The sequence below is a fragment of the Streptomyces sp. NPDC003635 genome (assembly GCF_053587635.1).
This window is the reverse complement of sequence record NZ_JBSFOK010000024.1, coordinates 55960-78815: the sequence shown is the minus strand read 5'-3', so window position 1 is coordinate 78815 and position 22856 is coordinate 55960. Positions and strand designations below refer to the sequence as shown.

The following is a 22856-nucleotide window of genomic DNA, read 5'->3' as shown; positions in this document are numbered from 1 at the left end:
CCCGTCGACGGAACGTTCCGTCGACGGGCGCCTTGGGGTCGTAAACCAGTCAGGTAAGTGAATCGTCCGGCTCACGACGGACGGGGGCGGGGACGGGGCGGACCAGCGGCCGATCCGTTCACGTCCGTGAAGGGCGGGGGCTCGGGGGCAGGGACGAAGGCTCGGGTCAGTGGATGATGCCGGTGCGCAGGGCCACGGCGACCATGCCGGCGCGGTCTCCCGTGCCGAGCTTGCGGGCGATGCGGGCGAGGTGGCTCTTGACGGTCAGTGCGGACAGGCCCATCGAGACGCCGATGGCCTTGTTCGACTGGCCCTCCGCCACCAGCCGCAGCACCTCGACCTCACGGCCGGACAGTTCGCGGTAGCCGCCCGGGTGGCTCGGGGCACCCGGGGGGCGGCGGTGCATACGCGCCGCGGCGGAACCGATGGGGGCGGCACCGGGCCGGGTGGGGAGCCCGACGTTGGTGCGGGTGCCGGTGACGACGTAGCCCTTCACGCCCCCGGCGAGGGCGTTGCGGACGGCGCCGATGTCGTCGGCGGCGGAGAGGGCGAGGCCGTTGGGCCAGCCCGCGGCGCGGGTCTCCGACAGCAGGGTCAGGCCGGAGCCGTCGGGCAGGTGGACGTCGGCGACGCAGATGTCGCGGGGGTTGCCGATACGGGGACGGGCCTCCGCGATGGACGAGGCCTCGATGACGTCGCGCACACCGAGCGCCCACAGGTGGCGGGTGACGGTGGAGCGGACGCGGGGATCGGCCACGACCACCATGGCGGTCGGCTTGTTCGGGCGGTAGGCGACCAGGCTTGCGGGCTGCTCGAGGAGAACGGACACCAGGCCTCCTGGGGGCGGGACGGCTTTGAAGGTCACAGACGTCTTCGGCACCGAACCCGGCATCCTTTAGAGAATGATCACGATCTAGTGAGTAACAATTGGGGCAATTCGGACGTACGGTCGATCGTTCGGTGAACGAATCGGTTCGTTCGAGTGACTGCTCGTGACTGAAAGTGGCCGTATCGACAAATACATGCCGATCGCTTCCCGTGCACGAGCCCTTTCACTCGTCGTACTTGTGACGGTCGGCCGTGCCCCTAGCGCGACTGCGGTCCGCGGCGCTGCGGCAGCGTTACCACCGCCGCGTCGCCCGGGCCCGCCGGCGGCAGTCCCGCGATCTGCGCGAGCAGGTCCGCCCACGCCGCCAGATGCCCCGCGGTGTCCGGTACGCCGCCCAGGCCCTCGCGCGGGGTCCAGGACGCGCGGATCTCGATCTGTGAGGCCGAGGGGCGTTCGGACAGACCGCCGAAGTAGTGCGAACTCGCGCGCGTGACGGTGCCGCTCGGCTCTCCGTACGTCAGTCCGCGGGCCTGGAGCGCGCCGGTCAGCCACGACCAGCACACCTCCGGCAGCAGCGGGTCCGCCGCCATCTCCGGCTCCAGCTCCGCCCGCACCAGCGTCACCAGCCGGAACGTGCCGCGCCAGGCGTCGTGCCCGGCCGGGTCGTGCAGCAGCACCAGCCGGCCGTCGGCCAGGTCCTGGTCGCCGTCGAGCACGGTCGCCTCCAGCGCGTACGCGTGCGGGGCGAGCCGCTGCGGCGGGCGGGTGGCCTCCACCTCGATCTGCGGCCTCAGCCGGCTGCCGCGCAGGGCTTGGACCGCGGCCTGGAAAGCCGGCGGAACACCCGACCCGCTTCCCTCCCCGTCCTCGTCCTTCGCGTCGTCCATCCCACCAGTGCCGTCCGACAGTCGTCCCTGAGCCGCAGCCATGCGGGAAGGTTAAGGGGAACGGAGCCGCCGCGCTGGCCTAGACACCCGCTCTGTTCAGCCCGGCCCGGGTGGGAACGGCGCACCCGCGCCGCCGTGCGAGACTTTCCGCGTGAGTGCACACGAGACGACGCCGACCGCCACGCACGACTCCGCCTTCCTCAAGGCCTGCCGCCGCGAGCCCGTGCCGCACACTCCCGTGTGGTTCATGCGGCAGGCCGGCCGGTCCCTGCCGGAGTACCGCAAGGTGCGCGAGGGCATCCCGATGCTCGAGTCGTGCATGCGCCCCGAGCTGGTCACCGAGATCACCCTCCAGCCCGTGCGTCGGCACGACGTGGACGCGGCGATCTACTTCAGTGACATCGTCGTCCCGCTCAAGGCCATCGGCATCGACCTCGACATCAAGCCCGGAGTCGGCCCGGTCGTCGAGAACCCGATCCGCACCCGCGCCGACCTGGCGCGGCTGCGCGACCTCACGCCCGAGGACGTCTCCTACGTCACCGAGGCCATCGGCCTGCTCACCCGCGAGCTCGGCTCCACCCCGCTGATCGGTTTCGCGGGCGCGCCTTTCACCCTCGCGAGCTACCTCGTCGAGGGCGGTCCGTCGCGGACGTACGAGAACGCCAAGGCGATGATGTACGGCGACCCCGAGCTGTGGGCCGAGCTGCTCGACCGGCTCGCGGACATCACGGCCGGCTTCCTGAAGGTCCAGATCGAGGCCGGCGCCTCCGCGGTCCAGCTCTTCGACTCCTGGGTCGGCGCGCTCGCCCCGGCCGACTACCGCCGCTCGGTGATGCCCGCCTCGGCGAAGGTCTTCAAGGCGGTCGAGGGCTACGGCGTCCCGCGCATCCACTTCGGCGTCGGCACCGGCGAACTGCTCGGCCTGATGGGCGAGGCCGGCGCGGACGTCGTCGGCGTCGACTGGCGCGTCCCGCTCGACGAGGCCGCCCGCCGGGTCGGCCCCGGCAAGGCACTCCAGGGCAACCTCGACCCGACCGTGCTGTTCTCCACCACGGAGGCGGTCGAGACCAGGACGCAGGAGGTCCTGGACGCGGCGGCGGGCCTCGAGGGCCATGTCTTCAACCTCGGCCACGGCGTCATGCCGAACACGGACCCGGACGCGCTGACCCGGCTCGTGGAGTACGTCCACACCCGCACCGCGCGCTGACTCACCACGTCTCCCGGGGCCGGGCCCGTCTGCCGAAGAGCAGGCCGCGCGGCTCCGGCGGCGGTGGTGTGCCGGGCTTCAGCGGCCAGGCGAGCAGCATGCCCGCGAGGAAGCCCACGACATGCGCCGTGTACGCCACGGTCCCGGCGTCGGAGACGCCCTCGCCGGACGAGTACACCGCCTGCAGCCCGAACCAGAAGCCCAGCACCAGCCAGGCCGGCAGCCGGAGCGGCAGGAAGATCAGGAAGGGCACCAGGACCCACACCCTGGCCTTCGGATACAGCACCAGATAGGCGCCCAGCACCCCGGCGACGGCCCCCGAGGCGCCGATCAGCGGGTCCCCGGAGCCGTCGTTGAGCAGCGCGAAGCCGTAACCGGCCGCGTAGCCGCAGACGACGTAGAAGAGGAAGAACCGCACATGGCCCATGCGGTCCTCGATGTTGTTGCCGAAGATCATCAGGAAGAGCATGTTGCCGAGCAGGTGCAGCCAGCCGCCGTGCAGGAACATCGCCGTGAAGACCGACAGCACGGGCGACTTGTCGTAGCCCGGCTCGCCGATGACACAGCCGGGACCCTGCGGCCCGACCGCGACGTCGCCGGTCGGCACCAGGCGGGGCAGCTGGTCGTGGATCAACTCCCGCGGCACCGCCGCGTAGTGGTCCAGGAAGGCGTGCAGTTCACAGGTCTGGGCCAGACGGCTCGCCCCGGGCACCGTGAACGTGCCCGGCATGGCGAGGAAGACGAGGACGTTCGCGGCGATCAGGCCGTACGTCACCCAGGGAGTACCGCGTACGGGGTTCACGTCATGGACGGGTATGACCACGATTTCCTTCTTCCCCGGATGGGGTCGGGGAATCGGTGAACACCGGTGTGCCCGCGCGCGTATGGCTTCTCAGCCGGGTCGACAACCGGGTCTACGTGAGGACGGGCGATGAACGATCGAGTTGCTCCTTCGATGCACGCGCTGCCTGATGGTGAGGCGGAGCTCTCCGTGGTGGTGCGGCTGCCGTGGGAGGACGTCGCACGGCTGGGTCAGGAGGCCGGGCGGCTCGCCGCGCAGGCGGGACGTCCGGTGACGCTGGACGAGGCGGTGAGCCACCGGCTGCGGACCGTGCGGACCTCGGCCGCCCACGCCAGGCCCGGGACGGGAACGGGGTCGGCGTCGGGGTCGGGCGCCGGGGAGCAGTCGGTGGCCGCCGCCCAGCCGAGCGCCTCCGTGGCCTCGCTGCCGAGGATCAGCGGGACGGCCTAGGAACCCCCGACGGTCTTGAGCCCCGGCGCCGACGAGCCCGCGACGGTCACGAGCCCGCGACGGTCACGAGCCCGCGACGGCCTTCGTGGCCTTGCGGGCCGCCACCAGCACGGGGTCCCACACCGGGCTGAACGGCGGGGCGTAGCCGAGGTCCAGGGACGTCATCTGTTCCACCGTCATGCCCGCGGTGAGGGCCACGGCGGCGACGTCCACGCGCTTCGCCGCGCCCTCCCGGCCCACGATCTGCACGCCCAGCAGCCGTCCGGTGCGACGCTCGGCGAGGATCTTGACCGTCATCAGGCCGGCGCCGGGGTAGTAACCGGCCCGGCTGGTCGACTCGACGGTGGCGGTGACGAACTGCAGGCCCGCCCGGCGCGCGTCCTTCTCGCGCAGGCCGGTGCGGGCGATCTCCAGGTCGCAGACCTTGCTGACCGCGGTGCCGACGACCCCGGGGAACGTGGCGTAGCCGCCGCCGGCGTTGGTGCCGATGACCTGGCCGTGCTTGTTGGCGTGGGTGCCGAGGGCGATGTACCGCTCCCGGCCCGAGACCAGGTCGAGGACCTCCACGCAGTCGCCGCCCGCCCAGATGTTCTCGTGGCCGCGCACCCGCATCGCGAGGTCCGTGAGCAGTCCCTGGTACTTGCCGAGCGGCAGGCCCGCCGCCCGCGCCAGCGCCGTCTCCGGGCGGACCCCGATGCCGAGCACGACGACGTCCGCCGGGTACTCGGCGTCCTCCGTCGCCACCGCCCGGACCCTGCCGTCGTCCCCGGTGAGGATCTTGGTGACCTCGGCGTCGTCGACCATGGTGATGCCGAGGCCGGTCATGGCCTCGTGCACCAGCCGGCCCATGTCCGGGTCGAGCGTCGACATCGGCTCCTTGCCGCGGTTGACGACGGTCACCTCGTAGCCGCGGTTGATGAGCGCCTCGGCCATCTCCACGCCGATGTAACCGGCGCCGACCACGACCGCGCGGCGGCCACGCGTGCGTTCCAGCGTGTCGAGCAGCGCCTGCCCGTCGTCGAGGGTCTGCACCCCGTGCACCCCCGGCGCGTCGGCGCCCGGCATGTCGGGCCGGATCGGGCGGGCACCGGTGGCGATCACGAGTTTGTCGTACGACGTCCAGGACTCGGCCCCGGAATCGACGTCACGCGCGCGTACCCGCTGGCCCGCCACGTCGATCTCCGTGACCTCGGTGCGCATGCGCAGATCGATGTCCCGCGCGCGGTGCTCCTCGGGCGTACGGGCGATCAAGTCGTCCCGCTCCCGGACCTCGCCGCCGACCCAGTAGGGGATGCCGCACGCCGAGTAGGAGGAGAAGTGGCCACGTTCGAAGGCCACGATCTCCAGTTCCCCGGCGCTCCTCAGCCGCCGCGCCTGCGACGCCGCGGACATCCCCGCGGCGTCGCCACCGATCACGACCAGCCGTTCCCTCGTACCCCGCCCAAGGCTCATGTTCATGCGAACACGCTACGGGTGCCGATCATTTCAGGCTCGCGTCAGCCCTCCTCGCGCCCGCTCGGTTCCGGTGCGCGGCGGGGCCCGCGCGGGCGGACCAGCCACCACCAGAGCACGAAGACCAGGGCCGCGCCCACGGCGAACGGCAGCACCGCCGCGACCGCCATGACGATCCACCGCAGCATCGTCACGAAGGCGTCCCAGCCGCCCGTCAGCGCGTCCACGACACCCGGGTCGTCGTCCTCGGCCACCGCCTTCTTCACCGGTGTCTCGGACAGCGACAGGGTGATGGTGGCGAGGCTCGTGCGGTCCTTCAGGGAGGCCTGCTGGGCGAGCAGTGACTCCAGGTCGGCCTGGCGGGTGCTCAGCTCGCCCTCCAGCGTCACCACGTCGCTCAGCTTGGTGGCCTGGTCCATCAGCTCCCGGATCCGGGCCACGCTGGCCCGTTGCGACTTGATCCGGCTCTCCACGTCGACGACCTGCTCGGTGACGTCCTGCGCCTTGGCGGTGCGGTCGATCAGCTTGCCGGTGCCCTCCAGGTCGGCGAGGACGTCCGCGTAGGAGTCGACGGGCACGCGCAGGACGACACGGGTGCGTTCGTTGCCCCTGCCGTCCCGGGTCGTCGTCTCGTTGCCGACGAAGCCGCCCGCGGTCTCGGCGGTCGTGCGGGCCTCGTCGAGAGCCTTCGGCACGTCCTTGACCTGCACGGTCAGCGAGGCGGTGCGGATGATGTGGCTCGCGGTGACCTTGGGCGGCGCGTCCGCCTTCGCGCCGGAGCTGCCGGAGTCCGCGGCCGCGGCGCCGTCCTGCTGGGACATGCCGGCCTCCTTGCTGCCCGCGGCGTCGCCACCGGAGTCGGAGGCCCCGCTGCACCCGGTGAGGGCGAGGGCCGCGGCCAGCAGGAGACCGGCGACGGCATGGACGGGTCGAACGGAACGTCGTGATCGCATGAGGCGTAACCCCCCGAGGGTCGTGACGACTTGATGCTCCTTCGACGCCGGAGGCGTCCCGGACGTTGGGCCCGTCCGGTTCCGATGCGGTCACGGTCGGGACTCGGGCCGGGCACACGGGCGTGGCGCCTTGGGGCCCAACGGCCCTGGCGGGACGGTCGGTGGGGTTTGAGAGAGTGGGATCATGCACGCAGCGGACACTCCAGCGGAACAGGGACAGGTCGTCGTCATCGGCGGCGGGATCGCCGGCCTCGCGGCGGCCCACCGGCTGGTGGGCGAGGGCAGACGCGTGACCGTGCTGGAGGCCGCCGACCGGATCGGCGGCAAGCTGCTGCCCGGCGAGATCGCGGGCGTCCGCGTGGACCTCGGCGCCGAGTCGATGCTGGCCCGCCGTCCCGAGGCCGTCGGTCTGGCCCGCGAAGTCGGTCTCGCCGACCGCCTCCAGCCGCCCGCCACCGCCAGTGCCTCCCTGTGGACCCGAGGCGCCCTGCGCCCCATGCCCAAGGGCCACGTCATGGGCGTGCCCGGCACCGCCGCCGCGCTGGCCGGGGTGCTCTCCGACGAGGGCCTCACCCGGATCGGGCGCGACGCCGAACTGCCCCGCACCGAGATCGGCGACGACGTGGCGGTCGGGGCCTACGTCGCCGAACGCCTCGGCCGCGAGGTCGTCGACCGCCTGGTCGAGCCGCTGCTGGGCGGGGTGTACGCGGGCGACGCCTACCGCATCTCCATGCGCTCGGCCGTCCCGCAACTCTTCCAGGCCGCTCGAACCCACGACTCCCTGACCGAGGCGGTCCGCGAGATCCAGGCCAGGGCCGCGACGGCTCAGCAGACCGGCCCGGTGTTCATGGGCATCGAGGGCGGCATCGGCACGCTCCCGCTCGCGGTCGCGGAGTCGGTGCGGGCCCGGGGCGGCGAGATCGTCAGGGGCGCGCGGGTCACGGAGCTGCGCCGCGACCGCGAGGGCTGGCGGGTCGGCACCGGCGACCGGACGCTGCACGCGGACGCCGTGATCGTCGCGCTCCCCGCCCCGGCCGCCGCCGAGCTGCTGCGCGCCGAGGCCCCGGCCGCCGCGGCCGAGCTGTCCGTCGTCGAATACGCCTCCATGGCCCTGGTCACCCTCGCCTACCGCCGCGCCGACCTCGCCCTCCCCGAGGGCAGCGGCTTCCTGGTGCCGCCGGTCGACGGCCGCACCATCAAGGCCTCGACCTTCGCCTCCCAGAAGTGGGGCTGGATCGCCGAGGAGAACCCGGACCTGCTCGTCCTGCGCACCTCGGTCGGGCGGTACGGCGAGACGGAGATCCTCCAGCGGGACGACGCGGGCCTCGTCGAGGTCTCCCGGCACGACCTGAAGGCCGCGACCGGCCTGGACGCCACCCCCGTCGAGAGCCGGGTCACCCGCTGGACCGACGGCCTGCCCCAGTACCCCGTCGGCCATCACGCGCGCGTGGCCCGCATCCGCGACCACGTCGACCGCGTCCCCGGACTGGCCGTGTGCGGGGCCGCCTACGACGGCGTCGGCATCCCGGCCTGTGTCGCGAGCGCGTACGCGGCCGTCGACCAGATCCACGGTGACCTGCGCGCAGCGCGGGAGCTCACCGCCCACCCGGTGCAGAGTCTGCACGGAGGAGCAGGAGAATAAGGGACATGAGTGACGACGCCCCCACCACCGAGTCCGGCAGGATCCCGAACAAGGGCAAGCTGGCCAAGGACCTCAACGAGGTCATCCGCTACACCCTCTGGTCCGTCTTCAGGCTGAAGGACGCGCTCCCCGAGGACCGCGCGGGCTACGCCGACGAGGTCCAGGAGCTGTTCGACCAGCTCGCCGCCAAGGACGTGACGATCCGCGGCACGTACGACGTGTCCGGGCTGCGCGCCGACGCCGACGTCATGATCTGGTGGCACGCCGAGACCAGCGACCAGCTGCAGGAGGCGTACAACCTCTTCCGCCGCACCCGGCTGGGCCGCGCGCTGGAGCCGGTCTGGTCGAACATGGCGCTGCACCGCCCCGCCGAGTTCAACCGCTCGCACATCCCGGCGTTCCTCGCCGACGAGACGCCCCGCGACTACGTCAGCGTCTACCCCTTCGTGCGCTCCTACGACTGGTACCTGCTGCCCGACGAGGACCGCCGCCGCATGCTCGCCGACCACGGCAAGATGGCCCGCGGCTACCCCGACGTCCGCGCCAACACGGTCGCCTCGTTCTCGCTGGGCGACTACGAGTGGATCCTCGCCTTCGAGGCGGACGAGCTGTACCGCATCGTCGACCTCATGCGCCACCTGCGGGCGTCGGAGGCGCGGATGCACGTGCGCGAGGAGGTCCCGTTCTACACGGGCCGCCGGAAGTCGGTCAGCGACCTGGTCGCCGACCTGGCCTGAGCACCCTCGTCCTGGGCGGGACGCGGCTCCGGACGCGGCGCGCACGCGGCGCGCCGCACCGGCAGCCGCCCCTCCAGCAGATATGCGTCCACATAGGCGTTGACGCACTTGTTGGGCCCGCCCGCGATCCCGTGCGTCCCCGCGTCCCGCTCGGTCACCAGCACCGAGTCCGACAACCGTCGGCGCAGCTCCAGCGCCCCGTCGTAGGGCGCCGCGGCATCCCACTCGGCGGCCAGGATCAGCGTGGGCGGCAGCTCACCCGGCCCCGTCCGGACGTCGAGAGGCCGCTGACGCGGCGCGGGCCAGAACGCGCAGGGCAGGTTCGTCCACACGTTGTCCCAGGTCTCGAACGGCGCCACTCGCGCGAGCCGGGTGTTGTCCCGGTCCCACACCCTCCACTCGGTCGGCCAGGGCGCGTCGTTGCACTCGACGGCCGTGTAGACCGCCTTGCTGTTCTCCGCCTCGACGGCCGCCTCCGTCACCGGCGACGCGATGTCGATCAGCGGTTGCGGATCGCCCTTCAGATACGCCGACAGGGCCTCGGCACGGTGCGGCCAGTAGTCGTCGTAGTACGCGGCCTGGAGGAACACCCCCTGCAACTGCCCGGGTCCCACCGTCCCGCCCGCCGGTTGAGCGGCGAGCCGGGCGCTCGCCCGCTCATAGCTGCGCAGCACCTTCGCCGGGGTGTTTCCGAGGCCGTACACCGCGTGGTGCCGGGCGATCCACTCCCGCAGGTCCGCCCAGCGGTCCTCGAACGCCGCCGACTGGTCGAGGTTGTTGCGGTACCAGACCTGTTCCGGATCCGGGTTCACCGCCGCGTCGAACACCATGCGCCGGACGTGCGAGGGGAAGAGGGACGCGTACAGGGCGCCGTAGTACGTGCCGTACGACGCGCCCATGAACGTCAGCTTCTCCTCGCCCAGCGCGGCCCGCAGCACGTCCAGGTCACGGGCGTTGTTGAGGGAGTGGTAGTGCCGCAGCGCGCTGCCGGACCGCTGGGCGCAGCCGCGCGCGTACGCCTTGGCCTGCGCGACGCGTTCGCGCTTGTACGTCTCCGAGGGGTGCGTGGGGGCGGGCGAGGGGCCCTTGAAGAACTTCCTGGGGTCCTGGCACGACAGGGGCGCGCTGCGGCCCACCCCACGCGGGTCGTAGCCGACGAGGTCGTAGGCCGCCCCGAGGCGCTTCCACTCGGGCATCAGACCGATCAGCGGGAAGTACAGGCCCGAGGCGCCGGGACCGCCCGGGTTGAAGACGAGGGAGCCCTGCCGCGGCACCCGGCGCTTGCTGTTGTGCGGGTCCTTGTGGGTGGCCCGCACCCGGCTGACCGTCAGTCTGATCTGCTTGCCGTGCGGCTCGGCGTAGTCGAGCGGAACGCTCACCGTGCCGCACTGGAAGCCGCCCGGCATGTCCTGTCCCTCGGCGCAGGAGCCGAAGTCGACGCCGGCTGCCTTCGCGCGCGCGGCGGCCACCGCCGTGCCGCGCAGTTCGGCGAGACCGGGGACGGCCTCCGCGCCACCGGCCGGGCCGGCCGTGAGGGTGGTCAGGAGCAACGACCCGGCGGCCGAGTAGAGGGCGGGGGCTCTCATCGCGTGTCCCTTCGGTGCGCGGACGCAACAAAAGGGATGTTTCGTTCGTGGGTCGGCGAAGGCAAGCACCGCGCGGCCGGTGTCGGCGCCAATGCCCCCTGTGCGCCCCCTGGCGCGTCAGCCGCGCCTGAGGGAATCGCGGTGCTCGAAGGCCGCCCGCAGATCCGGCTCGCCGATCGCGCGGACGCCGCGTACGGCGACCGTGGTGAGATACGTCCGGTCGTCCGCGCCGCCCGTGTGCCGGGCGAGGGTGCCCAACAGCCGCTGTCCGGCGGGGGAGGCCCAGCGCGAGTACGGGTGGATCTCGACGCGCGCGATGGCCAGGCAGCTCAGGGTGAGTGTGAGCGGCAGCCCGAACCAGAGGGCGACCAGGTGGCGGGGCATGTCGGCGGCGCCCGGCATGAGCAGCGCGGTCGCGCCGAGCGCGAGGACGGCCGCCGCCGCGAACTGCACCTGGCGGACCGCCGCCGCGATGCCGGTGCGGGCTCCGTCGGGCACCGCGAGGCCCGCCCGCACGAGCCGTTCCGCCAGGCTCCCCACGGCTTCGGCACCCGCGGCGGCGTCCCGCACCGGGGCTATCCGGGACTGACCCTCGGGCCCGATGGCGCCTATGACGGAGCGTTCGATGTCGTCCCGGCCGCGCGGGTCGACCACCGTCGCCCAGCCCGTGTGCGCGAGCAGCAGGCGCCGCTGGCGGGCCATGGAGACCAGGGTCAGGTCGGCGACCCGCCGGGGGCCACCCGACAGGAACGCGGCCTCGTACAGCGTCAGATCGTGTTCGCGGCCCGCGTTCACGTCCGCGGCCGCCGCGTGGACGGCGGCCAGGCACAGCCGGGTGCAGGCGGTGCCGGCGACGGCCCAGGCCAGCAGCAGGAGAAGGACCCAGAACATGCCGTGTTTCTATGCCAAAGGCTCGTTTGAACGCCATGCCTTATTCACGATACGGACGCAGCGTTGCGGGTATGTGACGTTCCGGTTCATCGCGGGCCTCTGGGTCACCGGCGGCTCAGGGAGCGCCGTATCCGCGCCAGCCGCGAGGGCGAACGCGGGGCCGGGCCCGAGCGGTCCAGCCACCACACCCGCAGGTCCTCGCGGACCGTGGCGTCCAACGCCCCTTCCCCATCCAGCAGTTGTCCGGCGAAGTGGAGCGCGTCGCGTCGATAGCCGCTGGTCATCGGGGTGCGCTGGGCGTAGGCGAGGAAGGTCGGACGGTACTTCGGGCCGAGGATCACGGGCAGTTCGGGCGCGACCTTCGCCACCACGTCCGCCCGCTTCCCCGCGAGCGCCCGCGCCTGCACGCCGAGGCGGGTGCGGTCGAAGCCCTCGGGCACGGGCGTCCCGGCGACCAGTGCGGAGAGCAGCGCGGTCTGGGCGAGGGCGAGACGGTCCCGGGCGGCCGGGGAGGCCGGTTCGGCAGGAGTGGCGGGTCCGGCAGGGGGAGCCGGTGCGGCAGCGGTGGCTGGTGCGGGGTGCGCGGCGTCTCGGGGGGCGCCGCCCTTGTCGACGGCCGCCCGGATGTCCGCCAGTTCCCGCTCCAGTTCGGCCGGTTCCGGGAAGTTCTCGTCGCGCTCCAGCAGGACGCCGGGCGGTGCGATCCGGGAGGCGAGGTCGGTCAGGATGTCCAGAACAGGGCGCGGGACCGGGTGGGCGTGGCTGTCGTGCCAGACGCCGTCCCGCTCGAAACCGCCCGCGACATGGACGTACGCGAGGGCCTCCAGGGGGAGTTCGGCGAGCGCCGCGGCGGGATCCTCGCCCCGGTTGACGTGGTTGGTGTGCAGGTTGGCGACGTCGATGAGCAGCCGTACGCCGGTACGGTCTGCGAGGTCGTAGAGGAACTGCCCCTCGGTCATCTCCTCACCCGGCCAGGAGATCAGTGCGGCGATGTTCTCGACCGCGAGCGGGACGGGCAGCGCGTCCTGGGCGATCCGGACGTTCTCGCACAGCACGGCGAGGGCGTCCCGGGTGCGCGGCACCGGCAGTAGATGACCCGCCTCCAGGCGCGGGGAGGCGGTGAGCGGGCCGCCCGCCCGTACGAAGGCGATGTGCTCGGTGACCAGCGGCGAGCCCAGCGCCTCGGCCCGCTCGGCGAGGGCGGTCAGGCGGGCCTCGTCGGGCCGGTCCGCGCCGCCGAGCCCGAGCGAGACGCCGTGCGGGACGACGGTGACCCCGCGCTCGCGCAGCCGCAGCAGCGACTCGGGCAGGTGCCCGGGACACACGTTCTCGGCGACCACCTCGACCCAGTCGATGCCCGGCATCCGCTCCACGGCGTCCGCGATCTCCGGCCGCCACCCGATCCCCGTACCCAGTCGCCTCATGCTCGTCCCCCTCCTTCACGCGCGTGGAGGGGGTATGGCCGTGACCGAGGCCGGTGAATCCCCCAGGACGGGGTCTCAGAGCAACATTTGAGGTTGCCCGCTAACGCAGCGCCGGGTGATCGGCGACCACGGTGCACGAACCCGGGGCGATCTCCGTGAAGCCCGCGTCCCGTACGACGGGCAGCCCGCTCGTGGTGAGGTCCTGCCAGCGGTCCGGGGCCGCCGCGCGTGCGGCGAGGGGGAAGCCCGCGTCCCGCCAGGCCGCGCGCTCCTCGTCGGACAGAGCCCACCAGGCGAGCTGGGCCCCGTGCCCGGCCTGGGCCATCGCCTTCCCGGCCGACATGTCGAGCTCGGGGTTGAGCCAGAGCACGGGCGCCGTGGCATCCGCGGCCACCGGCGGCTCAGGGTCGTCCAGATCGGTGCCGGAGACCTGCAGCTTGGCCAGCTCCTTGGGCCATCCGTCCAACGGCACCGGCGGAAACACCCGCACCTGCGCCGACTTCCCCGTCACGGTGATCCCGGGCAGCGCCTCGGCCCGCCGCCACTCGGCCCCGCGAGCCCGCCGTACGACCTTGCGAATCCGGGCGTCCTGCCAGTCCCGCACGGCCGAGGCCCACTCCCCGTCCCCGACGGACCGTTCGTCCGCGAGCATCACCAGCACGGCACGGGCGGCGGTCTCCAGAGCGTCGGTACGGGCGGGCGGAGCGTCCCGCTCGATACGGACGACGAGGGGCAGGACGAACTGGGGCGCCTCATCGCGGGCGTCGACTTCATGGCTCACCCCTCCCAGTCTGCCAGCCGGACGCGATCGCTCCGGCCTGTGCGCTCAGCTCCCGCCGGTCACCCTGAGCAGGAGGTCCGCTCGGCCTCCCGCCACTCGCACACGGGACAGAACGTGATGCCCTTGTACGACTCCGGGTACTCGGTCGGCTCCCGGCACAGCACACACTCCGCGTACGGCGGACCGTCGGCCTTGGGCGGCTTCGTCGCGTCGGCGATCGTGCAGTAGTCGGTATCGCTCATGTCTCCAGCGTAGAACGCTCAGCGCCGGTTCCCGGCGGCCCCGACCAGTTCGGACACCTTGACGAACCGGAAGCCCTGGCGCCGCAGCTCGGGCACGATCGTGCGGACGGCGCGTTCGGTGGTCGGGGCGGCGCTGCGGGTGCAGTGCATGACGACGACCGACCCCGGCCGCACCCCGTCCAGCACCTGCCGGGCCACGGCGTCGGCGTCCGTGGCGAACGCGTCCCCGCTCACCACGTCCCACTGCACGGCGGTCACCCCGGCCGGGGTCAGCGCCTTCAGCGCCCGCCGGTCGTAACACCCGCCGGGGAAACGGAAGTACGGCATGGCGTCCGGCACTCCCGCCGCGCGGAAGGCGGCGTAGGCCCGCTCGACGTCGGCCCGCATCCGCCCCTCGGAGACGGTCGGCAGCCCGTAGCAGTCGTCGGTGAAGGCGTAGTGGCTGTAGGAGTGGTTGGCCACCTCGAAGAGCGGGTCCCGTCCGATCTCCCGCGCCTGCCGGGAGTACTCCTCGGCCCATCGGCCGGTCATGAACACGGTCGCCGGCACCTTCAGCTCGCGCAGCGCCGAGATCAGCCCCGGGTTGTCGAACCGTTCCCCACCCACCGCCCGGGGCCCCTGATCGGCGGTCATGTCGGCGTCGAAGGTGAGGGCGACGGTCTTGTCCGGCGTCCGGGGGCCGTTGCTGAAGACCGGGGTCAGACCGGCGGGCCCCGGCGCGAGCGTCGGCGGCTCGGACGGCGCGGCGGAGGTGGCGGACGGGGCCGGACGGGCGGCCCGGGGCGCCTCCGGCTCGGCCCCACAGGCGGCGAGGGCGGTGAGCGTGGCGCCCAGGACACAGGCGGCGGTGACACGGCGTACGGAAGTGATCACCGTATGAACATATGAGGATTAATCGTTCATACCGGGCGTGGCGGCCTGCCGGGCGGGTGGATATCACCCGCCCGGCAGGCCGCGCAGCCGTTCCGTCTGCTCGCCGCCGACCCCGGTCATGCGCTCGAGATACCGCTCGACCACCGCGAGTTCCTCGTCGGTGAACTCGTCCAGGGCCTGGTCGAAGGCCCGGCCGGGGGCCTCCCAGGCGGCCTCGATCTCCGGGGTCCGGTCCGGGGTGAGGCGGACCAGCATCTTGCGCCGGTCGTGCGCGTCGGGCTGCCGAGCGGCGAGTCCGGCCCGCTCCAGCCGGTCCACCAGGCGGGTGGCGGAACCGGAGGTCAGCCCGGTCAGCTGTGCGATCTCGCCCGTGGTGCGCGGCCGGGGCTCCAGGCTGAGCAGGCTCACGCACTGCAGATCGGTGGGGTGCAGCCCGAGCCGTTCGGCCATGGCCTGGTTGAACAGCGTGTAGGCGGCATGGTGGCGCCGCGCGGCCGCCGTGACCGCGGCGCGGATTCCGTTCGGCATGAGCTGACCCCCGGGGCCTCATGATGGCTGCGTCACGCAGATTATCCGTGACGGCCCCGCTGTCGGCTACCTCCGCCAGGGGCCCGTGACCGCGAAGGTCGTGCCCGGCGCGTAGCAGTTGACGAACATCGTCTCGCCGTCGGGGGAGAAGGTGACCCCGGCGAACTCACCCCATTCGGGAGCCTCTTGGGTGCCGATGTTCTGGGCGTTGCGGGCCATCGCGTACACCTCGCCGTGCCGGGTGACCCCGTACACGTGCTGCGCGCCGTTGCCGTCCTCGCAGACCATGAGGCCGCCGCTGGGAGCCAGGCAGATGTTGTCTGGGGACTCACCGGGGAGTTGGACGTCCGTGTCGGGGCCGAAGACGACCACGAGGGTCAGCCGGCGCCGGGCGGGGTCGAGACGCCAGATCTGGCCGTAGTGGTCGCCGGCCGAGCCCTCGGAGCTGCGGGCGAACGACGAGACGAAGTAGACCGAGCGGCCACCCCAGTAACAGCCCTCCAGCTTCTGCGCGTGGGTGATGCCCCGGCTGCCGAAGTCCTGCAGGCGGATGGGGGTTTCGGCCGCCAGGGGGTCCGGTACGTCCACCCATTCGACGCCGTCGAAGCTCGCGCCCGTTTCCTGGACCGACGACAGGTCCGGTACGCCCGGCACCCGCATCGCCTGGAGCCGGCCGCCCGCGCGCAGCGAACCGCAGCCGCCCAGCGGCCGGTCGGGGAGGAAGCGGTAGAACAGGCCGAACGGCTTCTGGAAGGCGTCCTCGGTCTCGTACACGATGCCCGTTCTCGGGTCCACGGCGATCGCCTCGTGCTGGAAGCGGCCCATCGCGGTGAGCGGTACCGCGCCGCTGCGGTGCGGGTCGGCCGGGTCCACCTCGAAGATGAAGCCGTGGTCCTTGGTGTAGCCGTTCGTGCCCGCCTTGTCCTCGGTCTCCTCGCAGGTCAGCCAGGTGTTCCAAGGGGTCGGCCCGCCCGCGCAGTTGACCGCCGTGCCGGCGATGGCGACCCGTTCGGACAGGACCCGGCCGCGGGGATCCAGGGTCAGCGCCGTACAGCCGCCCTTGCCCTGCGGGTCGTACGTCAGGCCCTCGACCGTGGGGACGGGGAGCTTCGCGGTGTTGCGGTTCTCGTGGTTGCGGACCAGGTGGAGCCGGCCGTGGCGGCCGGGCAGGGCGGTCATGCCGTCGTGGTTCGAGGGCACCGTGCCCTCTCCGGAGCGCAGGGGGTCGCCCTCGCGGGACAGCACGCGGTAGCGGAAGCCTTCCGGCAGGTCCAGCAGACCCTTCGGGTCGGGGACCAGCGGGCCGTACCCCGTGTGACCCAGGGGTTGCGCCGCCGCGGTGCCGGCGAAGAGTTCGCCGAGGCTTCCGGCGAAGGTGATCGAGGCGCCCAGGGCGCCGGTCCGGGCGAGCAGTTGACGGCGGGTCTGATTGCCGTACTCGGGCATGGCGGAACCTTCCTGCTGGCGGACAGGACATTGGTGACGCCGTGTCTACCATCTGGCTCCGGCCAGGTGAACCACGCGCGTAGAGCGTGTTCACTTTCCTTCGTGGAGCTCGGGCGGCTGCTGGGCCTTCTCCAGGAAGCGCAACAGCTCCACCGGGAACGGCAGCACCAGCGTCGAGTTCTTCTCCGCCGCGACCGCCACCACCGTCTGGAGCAGGCGCAACTGGAGTGCCGCCGGGGTGTCCTCCATCTGCTGCGCGGCCTCGGCGAGCTTCTTCGACGCCTGCAGCTCCGCGTCGGCGTTGATCACGCGGGCGCGGCGTTCGCGGTCGGCCTCGGCCTGGCGGGCCATGGAGCGCTTCATGGTCTCCGGCAGGGACACGTCCTTGATCTCGACCCGGTCGACCTGCACGCCCCAGCCCACCGCCGGGCTGTCGATCATCAGCTCCAGGCCCTGGTTGAGCTTCTCGCGGTTGGAGAGCAGATCGTCCAGCTCGCTCTTGCCGATGATCGAGCGCAGGGAGGTCTGTGCCATCTGGGAGACGGCGAAGCGGTAGTCCTCGACCTTGATGAGCGCGCTCGCCGCGTCGATCACCTTGAAGTACACGACCGCGTCCACCCGCACGGTGACGTTGTCCCTGGTGATGCCCTCCTGGGCCGGTACGGGCATGGTGACGATCTGCATGTTGACCTTGTGGAGCCGGTCCACCATCGGGACGACCAGTGTGAAGCCGGGCTGTCGCACATTGCCCCGGAGCCGGCCGAGGCGCAGGACGACTCCGCGCTCGTACTGCTTGACGACCCTGGCCGCCGCGGCGAGGTACACCGCGCTCACCGAAGCCGCCGTCGCGGCCGCCACCAGGAGTTCCTCGACCATGACGACCTCCTCGCCCAGAGGCCTGCGAAGCGCCCTTCTTGTAACGATATGCCCGGCGCTCGGATGCAGGACACGTGCGGTCCGCGATCCGGCGCCGGGCAGGCTCGCTCGGGTCAGGGCGCGGTGACCTTCACCGGTTCCGTACCGGCGGCGCTGTGCCGCTGCGCCCAGTTCTCCAGGGCCGTACGGCAGGCGTGGTCCAGGTGGTGCAGCCCCGACAGGTCCAGCTCCACCGGACGGTCCTGGGGCAGGGCCTCCAGGCTGTCGAGGATCTTCGGCAGCCTGAGGAAGGTGGCGTTGCCCGACAGATACGCCTGGACCGGGCCCGCTCCCTTGTCGACGATCTCCAGCTTCAGGTGCGAGGCCTCCCAAGCGGTCTTGGCGACCGAGAGGGCCAGACCGATCAGGACCCCCTCGAACATGTTCACCGCGACGATCGAGACGGCGGTGACCACGAGGATCAGCGCCTCACCCCGGTGCCCCCGCCACAGCGACACGACCCCGCGGAAGGGGATCAGCTTCCATCCGGCGTGAACCAGGACGCCCGCCAGCGCGGGGAGCGGGATCAACGCCAGCGCGGAGGGCAGCAGCGCCGCGAACAGCAGCAGCCATACGCCGTGCAGCACCCGGGAGGCCTTCGTCCGGGCACCCGCCCGGACGTTGGCGGAGCTGCGCACGATCACCGCCGTCATCGGCAGCGCGCCGAGGGCGCCGCAGACCGTGTTGCCCACGCCCTGCGCCATCAGCTCCTTGTCGTACTCGGTGCGCGGGCCGTCGTGCAGCCGGTCCACCGCGGCGGCGCTGAACAGCGACTCGGCGGAGGCGATCAGGGCGAACGCCAGCACCGTGCCGAGCAACGCCGGATCGGCGAGCTCCCCGAAGGCCTCGGCGCCGGGCGGCTGGACGGACTCCAGCAGACCCCGCACCTCCACACTGGCCGTCGGCAGATCGAAGGCGAGGACCGCCAGTGTGGCCAGGACGACCGCGGCGAGCGCTCCCGGCACCGTCCGCACCTTCTTCGGCAGCCGCTGCCACAGCACCATCACCGCGATGGTGCCCGCGCCGACGGCGAGCGAGGCCAGGGCCTCGGTGTCGCCGAGCGCGTCGGCCGCCGCGCCGGGCAGTCCGAAGATCTTGTCGAGGCCGGAGGCGGGGGCCTTGAGGCCGGCCGCCGCGTAGAGCTGGCCGGCGATGATCACCAGCCCGATCCCGGCGAGCATGCCCTCGACGACCGACAGGGATATCGCGCGGAACCAGCGCCCCAGCCGCAGGGCGCCCATGGCCAGTTGGAGCAGTCCGGTGGCCAGCACGATCACCCCGAGCGCCGGCAGCCCGAACTCCCGCACGGCCTCGAAGACGAGCACGGTCAGGCCCGCCGCCGGGCCCGACACCTGGAGGCTGCTGCCCCGCATCAGACCGGTGACGATGCCGCCCACGATGCCGGTGACCAGGCCCAGTTCGGCCGGGACGCCGGAGGCGACGGCCACCCCCACACAGAGCGGGAGCGCGACCAGGAAGACGACCAGGGAGGCGGCGAAGTCCTGCCGCAGGTGGGGGTAGCGGGACATCGCCGCGCTCACAGGGCCTCGAACGTGTCCGTGTCCGCGCGGTGTTCGCGCACGGCTCCGGTGTGGACCTCGTAATACCAGGCGTGCAGCGCCAGTTGACGTTCTTTCAGCTTCTTCTCGATGAACGGGTAGGACCGCAGTCGCAGCACCTGGGCCAGGACGTGGCTCTGCACGCCCTCGGCCACGGCGGGGTCCTCGGCCGCTCCGGTCGGGCGCGGGGTGGCGTGGGTGAGCCAGTCGCGCACGGCGGGCACGGCGTCCAGGTCGTCGCCGCGCACCAGCGCGCCGACGGCACCGCAGTGGGAGTGGCCGCAGACCACGATGTCGTCGACGCCGAGGACCTCCACGGCGTACTCGATGGTGGCCGCCTCGCTGGTGGGGTGCTCGGAGGCGTACGGCGGGACGATGTTGCCCGCGGTGCGCAGCTCGAAGAGCTGGCCGGGGCGGGCGCCCGTGATCAGGGCCGGTACGACCCGGGAGTCGGAGCAGGTGATGAAGAGGACCTGCGGGGACTGGCCTTCGGCGAGTTTGGCGAACTCCTCAGGGCGCTGTCCGAAGCTACGGGCGTTGTCGATGAGGGGCTGCATACGTGGTGATCCTCCTGGCGCGCGGCGATGGCGCGTCGGTGTGGGCAGGACGCGGCGGAGCGGGACGTGGGGGCCCGCTGCGCCTCTCAGCGGCGGACGACCTGGCCGGCCGCGCGTATGAATCCGGGCGTGGCTCTGGCCTGTGCATCACTTGGCGTGTGCGCTTGTGCGAAGGGTGTGCCGGGAGTGAAGAACCGGAGGGGGAACGGAACGGCACCGAGGGCCGACATCGCGGTCCAGGGGTTCCTACCTCGAAACATGCGCCCCCCTCCGGACAGTCCGCACCTCTTGTGCGCCCCAACACTTGGTCAACCGCTGGTCAAGAAACACGTTAACCCTGCAAAGTTGTTTGCAGGGTTAACTTAACGTTTCGTGCTGAAGAGAGCCTGAAATGCGCGCACGAATGGCGGGAACGAGCTCTTGACCAGGGTGAGTTGCCGGGCTAGGGAGCCTCGGTGAGTCCCTTCGCGTCCCGGGCCAGCGCGGTGAGCCGGGAGATCGCGCGGAAGTACTTCTTGCGGTAGCCGCCCTTCAGCATCTCCTCGCTGAAGAGCTGATCGAACGGCAGCCCCGAGGCCAGCACCGGGACTTCACGGTCGTAGAGCCGGTCCGCGAGCACCACGAGCCGCAGCGCCGTCGACTGGTCCGGAACCGGCTGCACGTCGGTGAGGCACACGGCCTTCAGGCCGTCGGTCAGGGCGCCGTACCGGCTCGGGTGGACCCGGGCCAGGTGGTCCAGCAGCCGCGGGAAGGCGTCGAGCGAGGCGCCCTCGGTGGCGTGCGCCGCCCTGGTCACCTCGTCCTCGCCGAACGGCGCCGGCGCCGCGGGCAGCCCGCGGTGGCGGTAGTCCTCGCCGTCGATGCGCAACGGGCGGAAGTGCGCGGAGAGCCCCTGGATCTCGCGCAGGAAGTCCGCCGCCGCGAAGCGGCCCTCGCCGAGCTTGCCCGGGAGGGTGTTGGAGGTGGCGGCGAGGGCGACCCCGGCGTCGACCAGCTTGCCGAGCAGGGTGGAGACGAGGACGGTGTCGCCGGGGTCGTCGAGCTCGAACTCGTCGATGCACAGGAGGCGGTGGCCGGAGAGCGTCCGCACCGTCTGCTGGAAGCCCAGGGCGCCGACGAGGTTGGTCAGCTCCACGAAGGTGCCGAAGGCCTTGAGGGAGGGCTCGGCGGGGGTGGCGTGCCAGAGGGAGGCGAGCAGATGGGTCTTGCCGACGCCGTAGCCGCCGTCGAGGTAGACGCCCCGGGGGCCCGCCGGGGTCTTGGGGGCCTTGGGCCTGCCGAAGCCGAGGAAGCCGCGCCTGCCGGTGCCGGTCGCGTGCGCTCCGCCGAGGCCGGCCGCGAAGGTCTCCAGGACCTGGACCGCCTCCGTCTGGCTGGGCTGGTTCGGGTCCGGGAGGTAGGTGCCGAAGCGGACCGAGTCGAAGCGGGGTGGGGGGACCATCTCGGCCACCAGGCTTTCCGCGGGGACGTGCGGTTCTCTGGCGCAGAGGGAGATCGGGGCGGCTTCGGCTATGCGGGCGGTCACGGTTGTCGATTTTAGAGGGTGGGTGGAGGAGCGGTCCGTTCCGTGCCCGCCCCGCGCCCCTTCATGTCCGCTCCTCGTGTGAAATTTTCATCGGATACGTCTGCATCCCTCCGTGGAACACTGCCCGCATGCGACGCCTGTTCCCTGTGACCGATCCGACAGTCCCCGACGCGAACACCGACCGTGAGTGGGGGCTCGACGAGCTCGCGGAGGCTTACGCCTATCCCGACTCCGACGAGCCCTGGCTGCGCGCCAACATGGTCTCCACGCTCGACGGGGCCGCGCAGTACGACGGCAAGTCGCAGCCGATCTCCAGCGCGGCCGACATGAGGATCTTCGGCACCCTGCGGGCGCTGGCGGATGTCGTGGTGGTCGGGGCGCAGACGGTACGGCAGGAGGGGTATCGGCCCGCCCGCGCGCGGGCGGAGTTCGCGGCGCGGCGGGAGGCGGCCGGGCAGGCGCCCGCGCCGGCCATCGCGGTGGTCACGGCCGGCCTCGACCTGGACTTCTCTCTTCCGCTGTTCACCTCGCCGCTGGTGCCGACGGTCATCCTGACCGGGGCCGCCGCGCCCGCCGAGCGGAAGATCGCGGCGGAGCGGGCGGGCGCGCGCGTGGTGATCGCCGGGGACGGCGCCGGGGTCGAGCCCGCCCCTGCCGTACGGGCCCTCGCGGGGCTCGGGCACCGGCGGCTGCTCACCGAGGGCGGCCCGCGGCTGCTCGGGCAGTTCGTGGCGGCCGGGGTGCTCGACGAGATCTGTCTGACCGTGTCTCCGATGCTCACGGCGGGGAATGCGCAACGCATCGCCGACGGTCCCGCCGTACCGGAGCCCCGCACGTTCGCACTGATGTCCCTGCTGGAGGAGGAGGGCTTTCTCTTCAGCCGGTACGGGCGCTCCGGCGCGGCGGCTTCGACGACGTGATCCCGTAACGGCGGAATCACCCGTTCCGTTTAGCTTCCGGCGGGCACACTAAAACTCGCAGTCCCCGTGCGATCACGGGGCAGGATGGTTTCCGCAGGGCTTCCACGGCCTTGCAGGAGAAGGGGCGCCTGGTGTTCAGAAGCGTTTTGATGATCGAGAAGGCCCTGACGTCCGCGGACGTGGAGTTCGTCACCACGTTGCACGGAGACGAGCCGGTCTCCTTCCATGTGCTGCTCCAGCCCCGCGGCGACCAGGCCGATCGCCTGCTGCGGGCCATCGACGACGTGGCGCTCGGCGAGCTGGACGAGGCGGCACGGGAGGGGGAGACGCCGGAGGGCGACGAGGCCAAGGGGTTCGGGGAGCGGGCGCTGGAGGTGTCCCTCCAGGCGCTGCGGGCCTCCGGGAACGAGGCGGACGGACGGCTGATCGAGGATCATCCGCTGGACGCGCTGAAGTCCCTGGTCGAGGAGAGCGGGGCGGACGAGGTGATCGTCCTGACCGATCCGCACTACGTGGAGGAGTTCTTCCACCGGGACTGGGCCTCCCGGGCCCGGCACAAGGTCGGAGTGCCGGTGCTGAAGCTGTTCTCGCACAGCAAGGCGTAGGTCCTCGGCGGGCCGTCGCACCCCATAGGCTGGGGGCACCTTCAT

Annotated in this window: 23 protein-coding genes; 6 read left to right on the top strand and 17 right to left on the bottom strand. The window is 72.2% G+C overall.

Features of this window, described 5'->3' with window-relative positions:
- Positions 1-166: 166 nt before the first annotated feature.
- A complete protein-coding gene (locus ACWDRW_RS22760) occupies positions 167-829 on the bottom strand; it encodes a response regulator transcription factor (protein ID WP_030687574.1) in 663 nt (220 codons plus the stop codon).
- Positions 830-1086: 257 nt separating this feature from the next.
- Positions 1087-1758 carry a DUF3000 domain-containing protein gene (locus tag ACWDRW_RS22755; RefSeq protein ID WP_451725750.1) on the bottom strand — a complete coding sequence of 224 codons (672 nt, stop codon included), beginning with the start codon at positions 1756-1758 and terminating at the stop codon, positions 1087-1089.
- A 109-nt stretch (positions 1759-1867) separates the two neighbouring features.
- Between ACWDRW_RS22755 and hemE the strand changes: the two genes are divergently transcribed.
- Positions 1868-2923, top strand: a complete 1056-nt coding sequence (gene hemE, locus ACWDRW_RS22750; protein WP_451725748.1) for a uroporphyrinogen decarboxylase — start codon at positions 1868-1870, stop codon at positions 2921-2923.
- 1 nt (position 2924) lies between these two features.
- Here the strand turns inward: hemE and ACWDRW_RS22745 are convergent, their stop codons facing one another.
- Positions 2925-3746 carry a rhomboid family intramembrane serine protease gene (locus ACWDRW_RS22745; protein WP_451725746.1) on the bottom strand — a complete coding sequence of 274 codons (822 nt, stop codon included), beginning with the start codon at positions 3744-3746 and terminating at the stop codon, positions 2925-2927.
- Between the two features lie 108 nt (positions 3747-3854).
- Between ACWDRW_RS22745 and ACWDRW_RS22740 the strand changes: the two genes are divergently transcribed.
- On the top strand, positions 3855-4175 hold the full coding sequence (locus ACWDRW_RS22740) for a hypothetical protein (RefSeq protein ID WP_451725744.1): 321 nt from the start codon (positions 3855-3857) through the stop codon (positions 4173-4175).
- A 63-nt stretch (positions 4176-4238) separates the two neighbouring features.
- Here the strand turns inward: ACWDRW_RS22740 and ACWDRW_RS22735 are convergent, their stop codons facing one another.
- A complete protein-coding gene (locus tag ACWDRW_RS22735; RefSeq protein ID WP_451725742.1) occupies positions 4239-5633 on the bottom strand; it encodes an FAD-dependent oxidoreductase in 1395 nt (464 codons plus the stop codon).
- A gap of 38 nt (positions 5634-5671) precedes the next feature.
- The gene (locus ACWDRW_RS22730) at positions 5672-6580 is read right to left on the bottom strand and encodes a DUF4349 domain-containing protein (protein WP_451725740.1); all 909 of its coding nucleotides are present in this window, start codon (positions 6578-6580) and stop codon (positions 5672-5674) included.
- Positions 6581-6764: 184 nt separating this feature from the next.
- Between ACWDRW_RS22730 and hemG the strand changes: the two genes are divergently transcribed.
- On the top strand, positions 6765-8222 hold the full coding sequence (hemG, locus tag ACWDRW_RS22725; protein ID WP_451725738.1) for a protoporphyrinogen oxidase: 1458 nt from the start codon (positions 6765-6767) through the stop codon (positions 8220-8222).
- Between the two features lie 5 nt (positions 8223-8227).
- Positions 8228-8959, top strand: coding sequence for a hydrogen peroxide-dependent heme synthase (gene hemQ / locus ACWDRW_RS22720; protein ID WP_451725736.1), 732 nt, complete (start codon positions 8228-8230; stop codon positions 8957-8959).
- On the opposite strand, the gene ACWDRW_RS22715 is transcribed toward hemQ, so the two are convergent.
- The 12 genes from ACWDRW_RS22715 to zapE all read right to left on the bottom strand — a co-directional run bounded on the left by ACWDRW_RS22715 (position 8908) and on the right by zapE (position 21286).
- Entirely contained in the window at positions 8908-10545 is a 1638-nt protein-coding gene (locus tag ACWDRW_RS22715; RefSeq protein ID WP_451725734.1) for an alpha/beta hydrolase, read from the bottom strand. The two genes, hemQ and ACWDRW_RS22715, sit on opposite strands and share 52 nt — an antisense overlap.
- 117 nt (positions 10546-10662) lie before the next feature.
- Positions 10663-11436 carry a TIGR04222 domain-containing membrane protein gene (locus tag ACWDRW_RS22710; protein WP_451725732.1) on the bottom strand — a complete coding sequence of 258 codons (774 nt, stop codon included), beginning with the start codon at positions 11434-11436 and terminating at the stop codon, positions 10663-10665.
- A gap of 104 nt (positions 11437-11540) precedes the next feature.
- Positions 11541-12860: a DUF692 domain-containing protein gene (locus tag ACWDRW_RS22705; protein WP_451725730.1), complete on the bottom strand. Its 1320-nt coding sequence runs from the start codon at positions 12858-12860 to the stop codon at positions 11541-11543.
- A 100-nt stretch (positions 12861-12960) separates the two neighbouring features.
- Positions 12961-13641 carry a peptidyl-tRNA hydrolase gene (locus ACWDRW_RS22700; protein WP_451725728.1) on the bottom strand — a complete coding sequence of 227 codons (681 nt, stop codon included), beginning with the start codon at positions 13639-13641 and terminating at the stop codon, positions 12961-12963.
- Positions 13642-13700: 59 nt separating this feature from the next.
- Positions 13701-13883, bottom strand: coding sequence for a hypothetical protein (locus ACWDRW_RS22695; RefSeq protein ID WP_451725726.1), 183 nt, complete (start codon positions 13881-13883; stop codon positions 13701-13703).
- A gap of 18 nt (positions 13884-13901) precedes the next feature.
- Positions 13902-14756 (bottom strand): polysaccharide deacetylase family protein, encoded by an 855-nt coding sequence (locus tag ACWDRW_RS22690; protein ID WP_451725724.1) that lies wholly within the window; start codon positions 14754-14756, stop codon positions 13902-13904.
- 63 nt (positions 14757-14819) lie between these two features.
- Complete coding sequence (locus ACWDRW_RS22685) at positions 14820-15284, bottom strand: MarR family winged helix-turn-helix transcriptional regulator (protein ID WP_451725722.1); 465 nt, start codon at positions 15282-15284, stop codon at positions 14820-14822.
- A 66-nt stretch (positions 15285-15350) separates the two neighbouring features.
- Positions 15351-16730 carry a PhoX family protein gene (locus tag ACWDRW_RS22680; RefSeq protein ID WP_451725720.1) on the bottom strand — a complete coding sequence of 460 codons (1380 nt, stop codon included), beginning with the start codon at positions 16728-16730 and terminating at the stop codon, positions 15351-15353.
- 90 nt (positions 16731-16820) lie between these two features.
- Positions 16821-17606 carry a slipin family protein gene (locus tag ACWDRW_RS22675; RefSeq protein ID WP_451725718.1) on the bottom strand — a complete coding sequence of 262 codons (786 nt, stop codon included), beginning with the start codon at positions 17604-17606 and terminating at the stop codon, positions 16821-16823.
- Between the two features lie 113 nt (positions 17607-17719).
- Complete coding sequence (locus ACWDRW_RS22670) at positions 17720-19174, bottom strand: SulP family inorganic anion transporter (protein ID WP_451725716.1); 1455 nt, start codon at positions 19172-19174, stop codon at positions 17720-17722.
- Positions 19175-19182: 8 nt separating this feature from the next.
- A complete protein-coding gene (locus tag ACWDRW_RS22665; protein ID WP_451725714.1) occupies positions 19183-19761 on the bottom strand; it encodes a carbonic anhydrase in 579 nt (192 codons plus the stop codon).
- 442 nt (positions 19762-20203) lie between these two features.
- Positions 20204-21286: a cell division protein ZapE gene (gene zapE / locus ACWDRW_RS22660; protein ID WP_451725712.1), complete on the bottom strand. Its 1083-nt coding sequence runs from the start codon at positions 21284-21286 to the stop codon at positions 20204-20206.
- 128 nt (positions 21287-21414) lie between these two features.
- Here zapE and ACWDRW_RS22655 point away from each other — a divergent pair, with 128 nt between their 5' ends.
- Together ACWDRW_RS22655 and ACWDRW_RS22650 are read left to right on the top strand one after the other, a co-directional pair.
- Positions 21415-22206, top strand: a complete 792-nt coding sequence (locus tag ACWDRW_RS22655; protein WP_451725710.1) for a pyrimidine reductase family protein — start codon at positions 21415-21417, stop codon at positions 22204-22206.
- A 149-nt stretch (positions 22207-22355) separates the two neighbouring features.
- Entirely contained in the window at positions 22356-22811 is a 456-nt protein-coding gene (locus ACWDRW_RS22650) for an indole-3-glycerol phosphate synthase (RefSeq protein ID WP_451725708.1), read from the top strand.
- The last annotated feature ends 45 nt before the right edge of the window (positions 22812-22856 follow it).